Below are 12,786 nucleotides of genomic sequence, written 5' to 3'. Positions count from 1 at the left end.
TGTCACTCACAGTGCCAGACCCCCCTCGCGGGCGCCGTCGGCGATGGCGGCGACACGACCGGCGTAGCGGTTGCCGCCACGGTCGAACACTGCCTCGGAAACGCCGGCAGCCTTCGCACGCTCGGCGAGGAGCTCGCCGACCTTGCGGGCCTTGGCGGTCTTGTCACCCTCGAGCGAACGCAGGTCGGTCTCGAGCGTCGATGCCGACGCCACGGTGTGACCCTTGCTGTCGTCGACCAGCTGCACGAAGACGTGGCGGGCCGAGCGGTTGACGACGAGACGCGGACGCGCCTCGGTGCCGACGACCTTCTTGCGAAGGCGGGCGTGACGACGCGCGCGGGCGTCAGACTTTGACTTGAGAGCCATGGTTACTTACCACTCTTTCCGGCCTTGCGACGCACGTTCTCGCCGGCGTAGCGCACACCCTTGCCCTTGTACGGCTCGGGCTTGCGGATCTTGCGGATGTTCGCAGCTGCCTCACCGACAGCCTGCTTGTCGATCCCGCTGACGGTGAGCTTGGTGGTGCCCTCGACCGTGAGCGTGATGCCGGCGGGCGGGTCGATCAGGACCGGGTGCGAGAAGCCGAGAGCGAACTCGACCGAGTTGCCCTTCTGCTGCACGCGGTAACCGGTGCCGACGACCTCGAGACCCTTGGTGTAGCCCTGGGTCACGCCGATGATGTTGTTGTTGATGAGCGTGCGGGTCAGGCCGTGAAGCGACCGCGACTCGCGCTCGTCGTCGGGACGGGAGACCAGAACCTGGTTCTCCTCGACCGCGACCTCGATGGGGCTGGCCACCGTGAGGGTGAGTTCACCCTTGGGGCCCTTCACCGCGACCTCACGGCCGTCGACCGAAACGGTCACGCCCGCAGGAACGTCGATGGGAAGTCGTCCGATACGCGACATTTCGAATTACCACACGTAGGCGAGAACTTCTCCGCCCACGCCCTTCTGCTCAGCCTGACGGTCGGTGAGAAGACCGGAGGAAGTGGACAGGATTGCCACGCCAAGGCCGCCGAGGACCGTGGGAAGCTCGGTGGACTTCGCGTAGACGCGGAGGCCGGGCTTCGAGACGCGCTTGATACCAGCGATCGAGCGCTCGCGGTTCGGGCCGTACTTCAGCGTCAGCGTGAGGTTCTTCCCGACGCGAGCGTCAGAGGTCTCCCAACCGGCGATGTAGCCCTCCTGCTGGAGGATCTGAGCGATGTGCGTCTTGAGCTTGCTCGACGGCAGGGTCACAGAATCGTGGTGCGCCGAGTTCGCGTTGCGCAGACGGGTCAGCAGATCTGCGACCGGGTCTGTCATTGTCATTGTTGATTTCCTTTGTTCATGAGGTTCCGGCTGCCGTTACACGACAGACGGCCTGCGATGACACGCAATTTTCAATTGTACGTGCACATCGACGGGCTCAGTGACACGAGACCACTGAGCCCGTCAAGGTTGTTACGCCTGTGCGTCTTCCGAGCGGAACGGGAAGCCGAGGTGGCGGAGCAGTGCCCGACCCTCGTCATCCGTCTTCGCGGTCGTGACGACGGTGATGTCGAAACCGCGAACCCGGTCGATCTTGTCCTGATCGATCTCGTGGAACACGCTCTGCTCCTGGAGACCGAAGGTGTAGTTGCCGTTGCCGTCGAACTGCTTGGCCGAGAGACCGCGGAAGTCGCGGATACGGGGCAGTGCGAGCGAGACGAGGCGATCCACGAACTCCCACGCGCGGTCACCACGGAGGGTGACGTGCGCGCCGATGGCCTGACCCTCACGCAGCTTGAACTGCGCGATGGACTTGCGAGCCTTCGTGACGATCGGCTTCTGGCCGGTGATCTTGGTGAGATCCTCGACCGCGCCATCGATCACCTTGCTGTCGCGAGCTGCCTCGCCGACACCGGTGTTCACGACGACCTTGACCAGTCCGGGGATCTGCATGACGTTCGCGTAACCGAACTCTTCCTGCATCGCCTTCTTGATCTCGGCGTTGTACTTCGCCTTCAGGCGGGGCTGGATCTTGCCAGCCACCGCGGCGTCGGTGCTTGCCATCAGAGGTCCTTACCGCTCTTCTTCGCGTAGCGCACGCGGACGGTGCGCTTCACGCCGTCCTTCGTCTGCTCCTCGACCCGGTGGCCGACCTTGGTCGGCTTCTTGGTCGAGGGGTCGACGAGTGCGACGTTCGAGATGTGGATGGAGGCTTCGACGGTCTCGATGCCTCCGGTCTTGGTGCCACGCTGCGTCTGTCCGACGCGGGTGTGCTTGGTGACGTAGTTCACGCCTTCGACGATGACGCGGTTCTTCTCAGCAAGGACGTCGAGGACCTTGCCCTGCTTGCCGCGGTCGCCGCCACGCTCCTGCGTGGCACCGGTGATGACCTGAACCAGGTCACCCTTCTTGATCTTCGCCATGATTAGATGACCTCCGGCGCCAGCGAGACGATCTTCATGAACTTCTTGTCGCGAAGCTCACGACCGACCGGCCCGAAGATGCGGGTGCCGCGGGGCTCCCCGTCGTTCTTCAGGATCACTGCGGCGTTCTCGTCGAACTTGATGTAGGAGCCGTCCGGACGACGGACCTCCTTCTTGGTGCGGACGATGACCGCCTTGACGACGTCGCCCTTCTTCACGTTGCCACCGGGGATCGCGTCCTTGACGGTCGCGACGATGGTGTCGCCGAGGCCCGCGTAACGACGCTTCGAGCCACCGAGAACGCGGATGGTGAGCAGCTCCTTGGCGCCGGTGTTGTCGGCGACCTTGAGTCGGGATTCCTGCTGAATCACTTGGCCTTCTCCAGAATCTCCACCAGGCGCCAGCGCTTCGTGGCGCTCAGCGGGCGGGTCTCGTTGATCAGGACCAGGTCGCCGATGCCGGCGGAGTTCGCCTCATCGTGCGCCTTGACCTTCGAGGTGCGGCGGATGACCTTGCCGTAAAGCGGGTGCTTCACGCGGTCCTCGACCTCGACCACGATGGTCTTGTCCATCTTGTCGCTGACGACGTAGCCGCGACGTGCCTTGCGGTAACCGCGGGCAGCGGCGTCGCGGACGTCGTGCTCGGACGACTCGTGTCCTGCGGCCTGCGTCTCCACAGTCGCTTCCTTCTTGGTGGCCATCACTCAGCCTCTTCCTTCACGGCGTCGTCGGCGGAGTCCGCCTTCTTCGCCTTCGACTTGGTCGCCTTCTTGGCCGGAGCCTCGACCGGAGCAGGCGTCGCACGGATGCCCAGCTCGCGTTCGCGGATCACGGTGTAGAGGCGCGCGATGTCGCGCTTGACGGCGCGGATGCGGCCGTGGCTCTCCAGCTGGCCGGTGGCCGACTGGAAACGGAGGTTGAACAGCTCCTCCTTGGCCTTGCGCAGCTCCTCAACGAGGCGCTGGTCTTCGAATGTATCGAGCTCTGCCGGGGCGAGCTCCTTGGTGCCGATCGCCATTACGCGTCGCCCTCCTCGCGCTTGATGATGCGTGCCTTGAGCGGCAGCTTGTGAATTGCACGGGTCAGAGCTTCGCGTGCGAGCTCCTCGTCGACACCCGCGACCTCGAAGAGGACACGGCCCGGCTTGACGTTGGCGACCCACCACTCGGGGGAACCCTTACCGGAACCCATGCGGGTTTCGGCAGGCTTCTTCGTGAGCGGACGGTCGGGGTAGATGTTGATCCACACCTTTCCACCACGCTTGATGTGACGGGTCATCGCGATACGAGCGGACTCGATCTGACGGTTCGTCACGTAAGCGGGCGTGAGGGCCTGGATACCGTACTCGCCGAAGGAGACCTTCGTGCCGCCGGTGGCCTGACCCGAGCGACCCGGGTGGTGCTGCTTGCGGAACTTGACCTTACGGGGGATGAGCATTATGCCGACGCTCCTTCTGCGACAGGTGCCTCGTTGCGCGGGGCACGGCGGCGGTCGCCACCACGGTCGTCACGACGAGCCTTGGGTGCGTTGGCCTGCTCGCGAGCGAGCTCCTTCGCGGTCAGGTCGCCCTTGTAGATCCAGACCTTCACGCCGATGCGGCCGAAGGTGGTCTTCGCCTCGTAGAAGCCGTAGTCGATGTTCGCACGAAGCGTGTGCAGCGGCACACGACCTTCGCGGTAGAACTCCGAACGGCTCATCTCGGCGCCGCCGAGACGGCCGGAGACCTGGATGCGGATGCCCTTGGCGCCGGCGCGCTGAGCGCCCTGCAGCCCCTTGCGCATCGCACGACGGAACGCCACACGAGCAGAGAGCTGCTCGGCGATGCCCTGTGCGACCAGCTGAGCGTCGGCCTCGGGGTTCTTGACCTCGAGGATGTTCAGCTGGATCTGCTTGCCCGAGAGCTTCTCGAGGTCGCCGCGAATGCGCTCGGCCTCGGCTCCACGACGACCGATCACGATGCCCGGACGGGCGGTGTGGATGTCGACGCGGACGCGGTCACGGGTGCGCTCGATCTCGATGTTCGAGACACCGGCGCGGTCGAGCTGCGTCTTGAGCAGGTTACGGATCTTGATGTCTTCGGCGACGTAGTCGGCGTAGCGCTGACCCGGCTTCGTCGAGTCAGAGAACCAACGCGAGACGTGGTCCGTCGTGATGCCGAGACGGAAGCCGTACGGGTTTACCTTCTGTCCCATTACTTGCTCGCCTTCTTGTTGCTGTCGCCCGCGGCGGCCGGAGCTGCCTCAGGCGTCGAGAGCACGACCGTGATGTGGCTCGTGCGCTTCTTGATCTGGAAAGCGCGACCCTGTGCACGGGGCTGGAAACGCTTGAGCGTGGTGCCCTCGTCGACGTACGCGTTGGCCACGTACAGGTCCTTCTCGTCGAGGAACTCGCCGTCGCGATCCGCCTTCACCTGCGCGTTGGCCATGGCCGACGCGACAAGCTTGTAGATCGGCTCGCTGGCGCTCTGCTGCGCGAACTTCAGGATCGCGAGAGCTTCCTGTGCCTGCTTGCCCTTGATGAGCGCGACGACACGACGAGCCTTCTGAGGGGTCACGCGGATGTGTCGCACGCGTGCGATCGATTCGACCATTAGCGGCGCCGCCCCTTCTTGTCGTCCTTCTCGTGGCCGCGGAAGGTGCGGGTGGGCGCGAACTCGCCCAGCTTGTGACCGACCATGGTCTCGGACACGAACACAGGGATGTGCTTGCGTCCGTCGTGGACCGCGATCGTGTGACCCAGCATGGCCGGGATGATCATGGACCGACGGGACCAGGTCTTGATGACGTTCTTGGTGCCGGCTTCGTTCTGCACGACCACCTTGCGAAGCAGGTGATCGTCGACGAAGGGGCCCTTCTTAAGACTGCGAGGCATCTTCTCTTACTCCTACTTACGCTTCTTGCCGGCGTTACGACGACGCACGATGTACTTGTCGCTTTCCTTGTTGGCGTGACGGGTACGACCCTCAGCCTGGCCCCACGGGGAGACGGGGTGACGACCACCGGAGGTCTTACCCTCACCACCACCGTGCGGGTGGTCGACCGGGTTCATCGCGACACCACGCACGGTCGGGCGGACGCCCTTCCAGCGCATGCGGCCGGCCTTACCCCAGTTGATGTTCGACTGCTCGGCGTTGCCGACCTCGCCGATGGTCGCGCGGCAGCGCGCATCGACGTTGCGGATCTCGCCCGAGGGCAGACGCAGCTGGGCGTAGGGGCCGTCCTTGGCGACGAGACGGACGGATGCACCGGCCGAACGTGCCATCTTCGCGCCGCCGCCGGGGCGGAGCTCGATCGCGTGGATGACCGTACCCGTGGGGATGTTCTTCAGCGGGAGGTTGTTGCCCGGCTTGATGTCAGCCCCGGCACCCGACTCGACGATGTCGCCCTGCTTCAGCTTCGCCGGAGCGAGGATGTAGCGCTTCTCACCGTCGAAGTAGTGCAGCAGCGCGATGCGCGCGGTGCGGTTGGGGTCGTACTCGATGTGAGCGACCTTGGCGTTGACGCCGTCCTTGTCGTTACGACGGAAGTCGATAACGCGGTACTGGCGCTTGTGGCCACCACCGATGTGACGGGTCGTGATGCGGCCCTGGTTGTTGCGACCACCGGTCTTCGAGAGCGGGCGCAGCAGCGACTTCTCCGGCGTCGATCGAGTGATCTCGGCGAAGTCAGCCACCGACGAGCCGCGACGGCCCGGGGTCGTGGGCTTGTACTTGCGAATAGCCATTATTGTCCTTATCCCCCGGATCAGCCGATTGCCGTGAAGATGTCGATGGTGCCCGACTTCAGGGTCACGATGGCGCGCTTGGTGTCCTTGCGCTTGCCGGTGCCGAAGCGGGTGCGGCGAGCCTTGCCGACGCGGTTGAGGGTGTTGACCCCTGCGACCTTGACGCCGAAGATCTTCTCGATGGCGAGCTTGATCTCGGTCTTCGAAGCGCGCGGGTCGACGAGGAAGGTGTACTTTCCTTCATCGATGAGCCCGTAGCTCTTCTCGGACACGACCGGCTTCAGGATGATGTCGCGCGGGTCCTTGTTCAGGGCCGTCTGGAGAACAGATGCCTGCTCGCTCATGCGGAGACCTCCTGGTTGGCGCCGGACTTGGAGGCGATGAAGCCCTCGAGCGCGGCCTGGGTGAAGACGATGTCGTCGGAGACGAGCACGTCGTATGCGTTGAGCTGGTCGAACGTCAGCACGTGCAGGTTCGACAGGTTGCGGATGCTCTTCAGCGTCACGTCATCGTCGCGCTCGATCACGACGAGCACGTTCTTCGACGAGACGACGTTGGTGAGGAAGTTCACCGCGGTCTTGGTCGAAGGCGTGCCGTCGATCCCGAAGGACTCGATGGCGTGGATGCGGTCACCGCGGAAGCGGTCGCTGAGCGCGCCCAGCAGGGCTGCAGCGATCATCTTCTTGGGGGTGCGCTGCGAGTAGTCGCGCGGCTTGGGGCCGTGCACGATGCCACCACCGGTCATGTGCGGCGCGCGGATGGAACCCTGACGGGCGTTACCCGTGCCCTTCTGCTTGAAGGGCTTGCGGCCGGCACCGGAGACCTCGCCACGACGCTTGGTCGAGTGCGTGCCCTGGCGAGCCGCCGCGAGCTGCGCGACGACGACCTGGTGGATGAGCGGGATGTTCGTCTTGGCGTCGAACAGCGCGGCGGGAAGCTCGATCGAGCCTGCCTTCTTGCCGTCTGCCTTGAGGACGTCGAGCGCGAGAGTGGAGTCAGCCATGATCAGGCACCCTTCACTGCGTTGCGGACATAGACGATGCGACCACGAGCACCGGGGACGGCGCCCTTGACGAGCATGAGTCCCTTCTCGATGTCGATGGCGTGCACCGTGAGGTTGAGGACGGTTACGCGCTCGCCACCCATACGGCCGGCCATGCGCATACCCTTGAAGACGCGGCTCGGGGTCGACGATGCGCCGATGGAACCGGGCTTGCGGTGGTTGCGGTGCGAACCGTGCGAAGCCGAGACGCCCTTGAAGTTGTGACGCTTCATGACACCGGCGAAGCCCTTGCCCTTGCTCGTGCCGACGACGTCGACGAGCTGGCCTGCTTCGAAGGTGCCGTCGACCGTGAGCTCCTGGCCCAGGGTGTAGTCGCCGGCGTCCGCGGTGCGGATCTCGGTGACGTGACGACGCGGCGTGACGCCGGCTGCCTCGAAGTGGGCGGTGAGCGGCTTGTTCACCTTGCGGGGGTCGATCTGGCCGTACGCGATCTGCACGGCGTTGTAGCCGTCCTTCTCGGGCGTGCGGACCTGGGTGACCACGTTGGGTGCCAGCTCGATGACGGTGACGGGAACGAGCTTGCCGCTCTCGTTCCACACCTGGGTCATACCGAGCTTCGTGCCCAGCATGCCCTTGGAAACCTTGGAGTTGATGTCAGCCATGTCGAACCTCAGAGCTTGATCTCGATGTTGACATCGGCAGGCAGGTCGAGGCGCATCAGCGAGTCGACAGCCTTGGGCGTCGGGTCGACGATGTCGATCAGACGCTTGTGGGTGCGCATCTCGAAGTGCTCGCGGCTGTCCTTGTACTTGTGCGGCGACCGGATGACGCACACGACGTTCTTCTCGGTCGGAAGGGGCACGGGTCCGACGACGGTCGCGCCCGCACGGGTCACGGTGTCGACGATCTTGCGTGCGGACGTGTCGATGACCTCGTGGTCATACGACTTCAGGCGAATGCGGATCTTCTGTCCCGCCATTGTCTGCTCTCTCTCTTTAGGCGTCTTACCGTCCGGGACCGGGTGGCCCTGGGGCATTGGACGCACGTCGGCGCTGTTCGCGCCTCGGCACGAGAACGGCTCTCACGAGTCGATCTGCTGCACCACTGTTCTTCTGTCAGCCGGACGCTGCGAAGCGACCGGATGCCGACCTTCCGCCGCGCACGGCAGAACCCTTCATGAAGAGGGGTGTCGGGGTGTGTTCTGCTACCCGCGGCCTAGAACCCTGCACCATCCCGGAGGAGGCGCCGTCTATGCACTGCCCTGGCAGTGATCCATCGCACGCACAGCGGCGACGGAATATCGAACCTGTCTATTCTGCCACGGCTGATTTCACTTCCGCAAACCCGGGCGTGTCGCGCCCGGTCGGCCGACCTCGGAACGGGTCGGGAACCGCGTCAGTTCGCCGGGGAGAGCGGGGCGAGGCATCCCCATGCCTCGCCCCGCTTGGGGAGGGCGTTCAGTGCGAGGGGGCACACCGAACGCGAGTAGTCCGGCGTGAAGGGACGCCGAACTCCTCGACCGAGGGCGCGGCGGAAGACCCGCCGCGCAGGCAGGGAGACGCTCAGGCGCAGTGACTGCGCGCGTCGCACGATGATCCCCAAGATCGCTATCCCCAGTTTGTACGCGGAAGACCGCGTGCTTCGGGAAACCGAACCCCTTCGGCTTCCCCGACCGCAAGATCCCCAGGCGGTCGAGTCGATCCTACTGGATGCAACCGTGAAGACGCCACATCCGACGGCATTCCGAGCCTGATGCCCGGTGCCCGCACGCGCAAGAGCGGCGATCCACCCGTGGTGGATCGCCGCTCAGGAGACGCGGGGTTCTACTCGTTGCCGACGGCCTTGTCGGCGCCGTCGCGGATCTCGTCGATCTTGTCGGCCGCACCGGGAGCGATCTTCTTCGCGAAGTCTGCGACGCCGTCGAGCACCTTGTCGCTGATGTCCTCGGCCTGCTCGCTCTTCACGGCCTCGGCGATCTTGTCCTTGTTCTGCTCGTACAGGTCCTTGCCCTTGTTCACGGCGTCTTCGATACCCATGTGTTTCCCCTTCTGAAGGTGTGCCGCCGACCGATCGGGCCGACCACACTCATTTTGCATGTCCGCAATCGTAAACGGAACCCTCGAGACGCCGTGTTAACGACAGAGGGGCCGGACCCGAAGGTCCGACCCCTCTGCGAGGAAGCAGATGCTTACTTGATGATCTTCGTGACCGTACCGGCGCCGACGGTGCGTCCACCCTCACGGATGGCGAAGCCGAGGCCCTCCTCCATGGCGATCGGCTGGATCAGCTCGACCGTCATGTCGGTGGTGTCGCCGGGCATGACCATCTCGGTGCCCTCAGGCAGCGAGATGACGCCGGTGACGTCGGTGGTGCGGAAGTAGAACTGCGGGCGGTAGTTCGTGTAGAACGGGTTGTGACGGCCACCCTCGTCCTTGGACAGGATGTACGCGGTGCCCTCGAAGTCGGTGTGCGGCGTGACCGAACCCGGCTTGACGATGACCTGACCGCGCTCGACGTCCTCACGCTTGGTGCCGCGGAGCAGCAGACCACAGTTCTCGCCGGCCCAGGCCTCGTCGAGCTGCTTGTGGAACATCTCGATACCCGTGACCGTGGTCTTGACGGTCGGACGGAGTCCGACGATCTCGACCTCGGAGTTGATGGCCAGCGTGCCACGCTCGGCGCGACCCGTGACGACGGTTCCACGACCGGTGATCGTGAAGACGTCCTCGACGGGCATCAGGAACGGCTTGTCACGGTCACGCTCCGGGTCCGGAACGCTGTCGTCGACAGCCTGCATCAGGTCCAGGATCGCCTGGGTCCACTTCTCGTCGCCCTCGAGGGCCTTGAGAGCGGAGACGCGGACGACAGGAGCGTCCTCGTCGAAGCCCTGGCCGGCGAGCAGCTCGCGGACCTCGAGCTCGACGAGCTCCAGGATCTCCTCGTCGTCGACCATGTCGGACTTGTTCAGCGCGACCAGCAGGTACGGCACGCCGACCTGCTTGGCGAGCAGCACGTGCTCGCGCGTCTGAGCCATCGGGCCGTCGGTGGCGGCGACCACGAGGATCGCGCCGTCCATCTGAGCCGCACCGGTGATCATGTTCTTGACGTAGTCGGCGTGGCCGGGAGCGTCAACGTGCGCGTAGTGGCGCTTCGGGGTCTCGTACTCGATGTGCGAGATGTTGATGGTGATACCACGCTGGCGCTCTTCCGGCGCCGAGTCGATGGAAGCGAAGTCGCGCTGCACGTTGGTGTCGGACGGGTACTTGTCAGCAAGCACCTTCGAGATCGCTGCGGAGAGCGTGGTCTTGCCGTGGTCGACGTGACCGATCGTTCCGATGTTGACGTGCGGCTTGGTCCGCTCGAACTTGGCCTTAGCCACTGGGTCCTCCTCAGGACGTCGTTGTAGAGGTGACCGGGCACTGGTTTGCGACCGGTTCTCTACGGGTTAGGTTCTCAGTTTAGTAGAGAGGGAATGTGAAGTTGTAGGTGACCTGGGAACCCCGCGGCGCTTCGCGGTGCTCGGCGCCGCGGGGAACCCAGAAGGGTGATTACTCGCCCTTGGTCTTCTGGACGATCTCGTCGGCCACAGCGCGGGGAACCTCAGCGTAGCTGTGGAACTCCATGGAGTAGACGGCACGACCCGAGGTCTTCGAGCGCAGGTCGCCGATGTAGCCGAACATCTCGGACAGCGGAACCTGTGCACGGACGACCTTGACGCCTGCGGCGTCTTCCATCGACTGGATCTGGCCACGACGCGAGTTCAGGTCACCGATGACGTCGCCCATGTACTCCTCAGGAGTACGGACCTCGACGGCCATCAGCGGCTCGAGCAGCACGGGGTTGGCACGGCGCGCGGCCTCCTTGAAGCCCATGGAGCCCGCGATCTTGAACGCCATCTCCGAGGAGTCGACGTCGTGAGCCGCACCATCGACGATGGTCGCCTTGACGCCGACCATCGGGTAGCCCGCGAGCACACCGACGTTCATCGCGTCCTGGAAACCGGCATCGATCGAACCGATGTACTCACGAGGGATGCGACCACCGGTGACGGCGTTCACGAACTCGTAGGTCTTCTCGGAGTCGAGGTCGAGCGGCTCGATGGTGAACTGGATCTTTGCGAACTGTCCAGAACCACCGGTCTGCTTCTTGTGCGTGTAGTCGTGCTTCTCGACGGTCTTGCGGATCGTCTCGCGGTACGCCACCTGCGGCTTGCCGACGTTGGCCTCGACGTTGAACTCGCGCTTCATGCGGTCCACGAGGATGTCGAGGTGCAGCTCGCCCATGCCCTTGATGGTCGTCTGACCGGTCTCGGGGTTCAGCTCCGTGCGGAAGGTCGGGTCCTCTTCAGCGAGCTTCTGGATGGCGACACCCAGCTTCTCCTGGTCGGCCTTGGTCTTCGGCTCGATCGCGACCTCGATGACGGGCTCGGGGAACGTCATCGACTCGAGGACGACCGGAGCTGCCGGGTCGGTCAGGGTGTCACCGGTGGTGGTGTCCTTCAGACCGATGACCGCGTAGATGTTTCCCGCGGTGACCGAGGGGACCGGGATCTCCTTGTTGGCGTGCATCTGGAAGATCTTCCCGATGCGCTCCTTCTTGTTCTTGGTCGAGTTGACGACCGCAGAACCGGACTCCAGGTGACCCGAGTAGACGCGCACGTAGGTGAGGCGACCGAAGAACGGGTGCACGGCGACCTTGAACGCGAGGGCGGCGAACGGGTCATTGGCGTCGGGGTGACGCTCGATGATCGTGTCGTAGTCCTTCGGGTCGTGCGCCTCGATCGAGCCCACGTCGAGCGGGTTCGGGAGGTAGTCGACGACCGCGTCGAGCATCGGCTGGACGCCGCGGTTCTTGAACGCGGAACCGCAGAGCACCGGGTAGATCTCGCTCGCGACGGTCAGCTTGCGGATCGCACCCTTGATCTCGGCGACCGTGAGCTCCTCGCCACCGAAGAACTTCTCGAGCAGCGCGTCATCGGTCTCGGCGACGGTCTCGAGGAGCTGCTGACGGTACTCCGCAGCCTTCTCCTTGAGGTCTTCCGGGATCTCCTGGATCTCGTAGGAGGCACCCATGGTGACGTCACCCTTGGAGTCTCCGGCCCAGACCAGCGCGCGCATCTCGACCAGGTCGACGACGCCGATGAAGTCGCTCTCCGCGCCGATCGGCAGCTGGATCACGAGGGGCTTGGCGCCCAGGCGGTTGATGATCGTGTCGACGGTGAAGTAGAAGTCGGCGCCGAGCTTGTCCATCTTGTTGACGAAGCAGATGCGCGGGACGTTGTACTTGTCGGCCTGACGCCAGACGGTCTCGGACTGGGGCTCGACGCCCTCCTTGCCGTCGAACACCGCGACAGCACCATCGAGGACGCGGAGCGAGCGCTCCACCTCGACCGTGAAGTCCACGTGGCCGGGGGTGTCGATGATGTTGATCTGGTTCTTGTTCCAGTAGCAGGTCACGGCGGCAGACGTGATCGTGATGCCGCGCTCCTTCTCCTGCTCCATCCAGTCGGTGGTCGAGGCGCCATCGTGCGTCTCGCCGAGCTTGTGGTTGACGCCCGTGTAGAACAGGATGCGCTCGGTCGTCGTGGTCTTGCCGGCATCGATGTGCGCCATGATGCCGATGTTGCGGACCTTGCTCAGGTCCGTGAGCACGTCTTGTGCCACAGGAGT

At 64.5% G+C, this 12,786-nt stretch carries 20 protein-coding genes; all 20 read right to left on the bottom strand.

Annotated elements, in window-relative coordinates:
* Positions 1-6: 6 nt before the first annotated feature.
* The 20 genes from rplR to fusA all read right to left on the bottom strand — a co-directional run bounded on the left by rplR (position 7) and on the right by fusA (position 12,780).
* Positions 7-366, bottom strand: coding sequence for a 50S ribosomal protein L18 (rplR, locus tag F6W70_RS03000; protein ID WP_017201578.1), 360 nt, complete (start codon positions 364-366; stop codon positions 7-9).
* 2 nt (positions 367-368) lie between these two features.
* Positions 369-905: a 50S ribosomal protein L6 gene (gene rplF / locus F6W70_RS02995; protein ID WP_055865585.1), complete on the bottom strand. Its 537-nt coding sequence runs from the start codon at positions 903-905 to the stop codon at positions 369-371.
* 6 nt (positions 906-911) lie between these two features.
* Complete coding sequence (gene rpsH, locus F6W70_RS02990; protein ID WP_017829198.1) at positions 912-1,310, bottom strand: 30S ribosomal protein S8; 399 nt, start codon at positions 1,308-1,310, stop codon at positions 912-914.
* A gap of 132 nt (positions 1,311-1,442) precedes the next feature.
* A complete protein-coding gene (rplE, locus tag F6W70_RS02985; RefSeq protein ID WP_017829199.1) occupies positions 1,443-2,033 on the bottom strand; it encodes a 50S ribosomal protein L5 in 591 nt (196 codons plus the stop codon).
* On the bottom strand, positions 2,033-2,392 hold the full coding sequence (gene rplX / locus F6W70_RS02980; RefSeq protein ID WP_017829200.1) for a 50S ribosomal protein L24: 360 nt from the start codon (positions 2,390-2,392) through the stop codon (positions 2,033-2,035). Before rplX ends, rplE begins: the two co-directional genes overlap by 1 nt.
* A gap of 2 nt (positions 2,393-2,394) precedes the next feature.
* Entirely contained in the window at positions 2,395-2,763 is a 369-nt protein-coding gene (gene rplN, locus F6W70_RS02975; RefSeq protein WP_017201583.1) for a 50S ribosomal protein L14, read from the bottom strand.
* Complete coding sequence (rpsQ, locus tag F6W70_RS02970; protein WP_017829201.1) at positions 2,760-3,092, bottom strand: 30S ribosomal protein S17; 333 nt, start codon at positions 3,090-3,092, stop codon at positions 2,760-2,762. The genes rplN and rpsQ overlap by 4 nt, the downstream gene beginning before the upstream one ends.
* Complete coding sequence (gene rpmC, locus F6W70_RS02965) at positions 3,092-3,409, bottom strand: 50S ribosomal protein L29 (RefSeq protein ID WP_017829202.1); 318 nt, start codon at positions 3,407-3,409, stop codon at positions 3,092-3,094. The genes rpsQ and rpmC overlap by 1 nt, the downstream gene beginning before the upstream one ends.
* Positions 3,409-3,828, bottom strand: coding sequence for a 50S ribosomal protein L16 (gene rplP / locus F6W70_RS02960; protein ID WP_017829203.1), 420 nt, complete (start codon positions 3,826-3,828; stop codon positions 3,409-3,411). Before rplP ends, rpmC begins: the two co-directional genes overlap by 1 nt.
* On the bottom strand, positions 3,828-4,583 hold the full coding sequence (gene rpsC / locus F6W70_RS02955) for a 30S ribosomal protein S3 (RefSeq protein WP_017201587.1): 756 nt from the start codon (positions 4,581-4,583) through the stop codon (positions 3,828-3,830). Before rpsC ends, rplP begins: the two co-directional genes overlap by 1 nt.
* A complete protein-coding gene (gene rplV / locus F6W70_RS02950; protein ID WP_017829204.1) occupies positions 4,583-4,981 on the bottom strand; it encodes a 50S ribosomal protein L22 in 399 nt (132 codons plus the stop codon). The genes rpsC and rplV overlap by 1 nt, the downstream gene beginning before the upstream one ends.
* Positions 4,981-5,262, bottom strand: a complete 282-nt coding sequence (gene rpsS, locus F6W70_RS02945; RefSeq protein WP_017829205.1) for a 30S ribosomal protein S19 — start codon at positions 5,260-5,262, stop codon at positions 4,981-4,983. Before rpsS ends, rplV begins: the two co-directional genes overlap by 1 nt.
* Before the next feature lie 12 nt (positions 5,263-5,274).
* Entirely contained in the window at positions 5,275-6,114 is an 840-nt protein-coding gene (rplB, locus tag F6W70_RS02940) for a 50S ribosomal protein L2 (protein ID WP_017201590.1), read from the bottom strand.
* A 20-nt stretch (positions 6,115-6,134) separates the two neighbouring features.
* A complete protein-coding gene (gene rplW, locus F6W70_RS02935; protein WP_017829206.1) occupies positions 6,135-6,458 on the bottom strand; it encodes a 50S ribosomal protein L23 in 324 nt (107 codons plus the stop codon).
* Positions 6,455-7,117 (bottom strand): 50S ribosomal protein L4, encoded by a 663-nt coding sequence (gene rplD, locus F6W70_RS02930; RefSeq protein WP_151485877.1) that lies wholly within the window; start codon positions 7,115-7,117, stop codon positions 6,455-6,457. The genes rplW and rplD overlap by 4 nt, the downstream gene beginning before the upstream one ends.
* A 2-nt stretch (positions 7,118-7,119) precedes the next feature.
* On the bottom strand, positions 7,120-7,779 hold the full coding sequence (gene rplC, locus F6W70_RS02925; RefSeq protein WP_055865588.1) for a 50S ribosomal protein L3: 660 nt from the start codon (positions 7,777-7,779) through the stop codon (positions 7,120-7,122).
* A gap of 8 nt (positions 7,780-7,787) precedes the next feature.
* Positions 7,788-8,096, bottom strand: a complete 309-nt coding sequence (rpsJ, locus tag F6W70_RS02920; RefSeq protein ID WP_017201594.1) for a 30S ribosomal protein S10 — start codon at positions 8,094-8,096, stop codon at positions 7,788-7,790.
* Positions 8,097-8,940: 844 nt separating this feature from the next.
* Entirely contained in the window at positions 8,941-9,153 is a 213-nt protein-coding gene (locus tag F6W70_RS02915; RefSeq protein WP_021201124.1) for a hypothetical protein, read from the bottom strand.
* A 152-nt stretch (positions 9,154-9,305) separates the two neighbouring features.
* Positions 9,306-10,496, bottom strand: a complete 1,191-nt coding sequence (gene tuf, locus F6W70_RS02910; protein WP_017829210.1) for an elongation factor Tu — start codon at positions 10,494-10,496, stop codon at positions 9,306-9,308.
* Positions 10,497-10,665: 169 nt separating this feature from the next.
* A complete protein-coding gene (gene fusA, locus F6W70_RS02905; RefSeq protein WP_017829211.1) occupies positions 10,666-12,780 on the bottom strand; it encodes an elongation factor G in 2,115 nt (704 codons plus the stop codon).
* Between the last annotated feature and the right edge of the window lie 6 nt (positions 12,781-12,786).

This window comes from Microbacterium maritypicum, from assembly GCF_008868125.1.
Classification (GTDB): Bacteria; Actinomycetota; Actinomycetes; order Actinomycetales; family Microbacteriaceae; genus Microbacterium; species Microbacterium maritypicum.
Note: the sequence above shows the minus strand (reverse complement) of the source record. Positions and strands in the feature narration are given on the sequence as shown.

Excerpts from the sequence above, each read along its gene's own strand:
- rpsC (WP_017201587.1), bottom strand. The coding sequence starts at position 4,583 with ATGGGACAGAAGGTAAACCCGTACGGCTTCCGTCTCGGCATCACGACG.
- rplV (WP_017829204.1), bottom strand. The coding sequence starts at position 4,981 with ATGGTCGAATCGATCGCACGCGTGCGACACATCCGCGTGACCCCTCAG.
- rpsQ (WP_017829201.1), bottom strand. The coding sequence starts at position 3,092 with ATGGCCACCAAGAAGGAAGCGACTGTGGAGACGCAGGCCGCAGGACAC.
- rplF (WP_055865585.1), bottom strand. The coding sequence starts at position 905 with ATGTCGCGTATCGGACGACTTCCCATCGACGTTCCTGCGGGCGTGACC.
- rplB (WP_017201590.1), bottom strand. The coding sequence starts at position 6,114 with ATGGCTATTCGCAAGTACAAGCCCACGACCCCGGGCCGTCGCGGCTCG.
- F6W70_RS02915 (WP_021201124.1), bottom strand. The coding sequence starts at position 9,153 with ATGGGTATCGAAGACGCCGTGAACAAGGGCAAGGACCTGTACGAGCAG.
- rplW (WP_017829206.1), bottom strand. The coding sequence starts at position 6,458 with ATGAGCGAGCAGGCATCTGTTCTCCAGACGGCCCTGAACAAGGACCCG.
- rplR (WP_017201578.1), bottom strand. The coding sequence starts at position 366 with ATGGCTCTCAAGTCAAAGTCTGACGCCCGCGCGCGTCGTCACGCCCGC.
- rplP (WP_017829203.1), bottom strand. The coding sequence starts at position 3,828 with ATGCTCATCCCCCGTAAGGTCAAGTTCCGCAAGCAGCACCACCCGGGT.
- rpsS (WP_017829205.1), bottom strand. The coding sequence starts at position 5,262 with ATGCCTCGCAGTCTTAAGAAGGGCCCCTTCGTCGACGATCACCTGCTT.
- rpsH (WP_017829198.1), bottom strand. The coding sequence starts at position 1,310 with ATGACAATGACAGACCCGGTCGCAGATCTGCTGACCCGTCTGCGCAAC.
- rplC (WP_055865588.1), bottom strand. The coding sequence starts at position 7,779 with ATGGCTGACATCAACTCCAAGGTTTCCAAGGGCATGCTGGGCACGAAG.
- rplE (WP_017829199.1), bottom strand. The coding sequence starts at position 2,033 with ATGGCAAGCACCGACGCCGCGGTGGCTGGCAAGATCCAGCCCCGCCTG.
- rpsJ (WP_017201594.1), bottom strand. The coding sequence starts at position 8,096 with ATGGCGGGACAGAAGATCCGCATTCGCCTGAAGTCGTATGACCACGAG.
- rplX (WP_017829200.1), bottom strand. The coding sequence starts at position 2,392 with ATGGCGAAGATCAAGAAGGGTGACCTGGTTCAGGTCATCACCGGTGCC.
- rplD (WP_151485877.1), bottom strand. The coding sequence starts at position 7,117 with ATGGCTGACTCCACTCTCGCGCTCGACGTCCTCAAGGCAGACGGCAAG.
- rpmC (WP_017829202.1), bottom strand. The coding sequence starts at position 3,409 with ATGGCGATCGGCACCAAGGAGCTCGCCCCGGCAGAGCTCGATACATTC.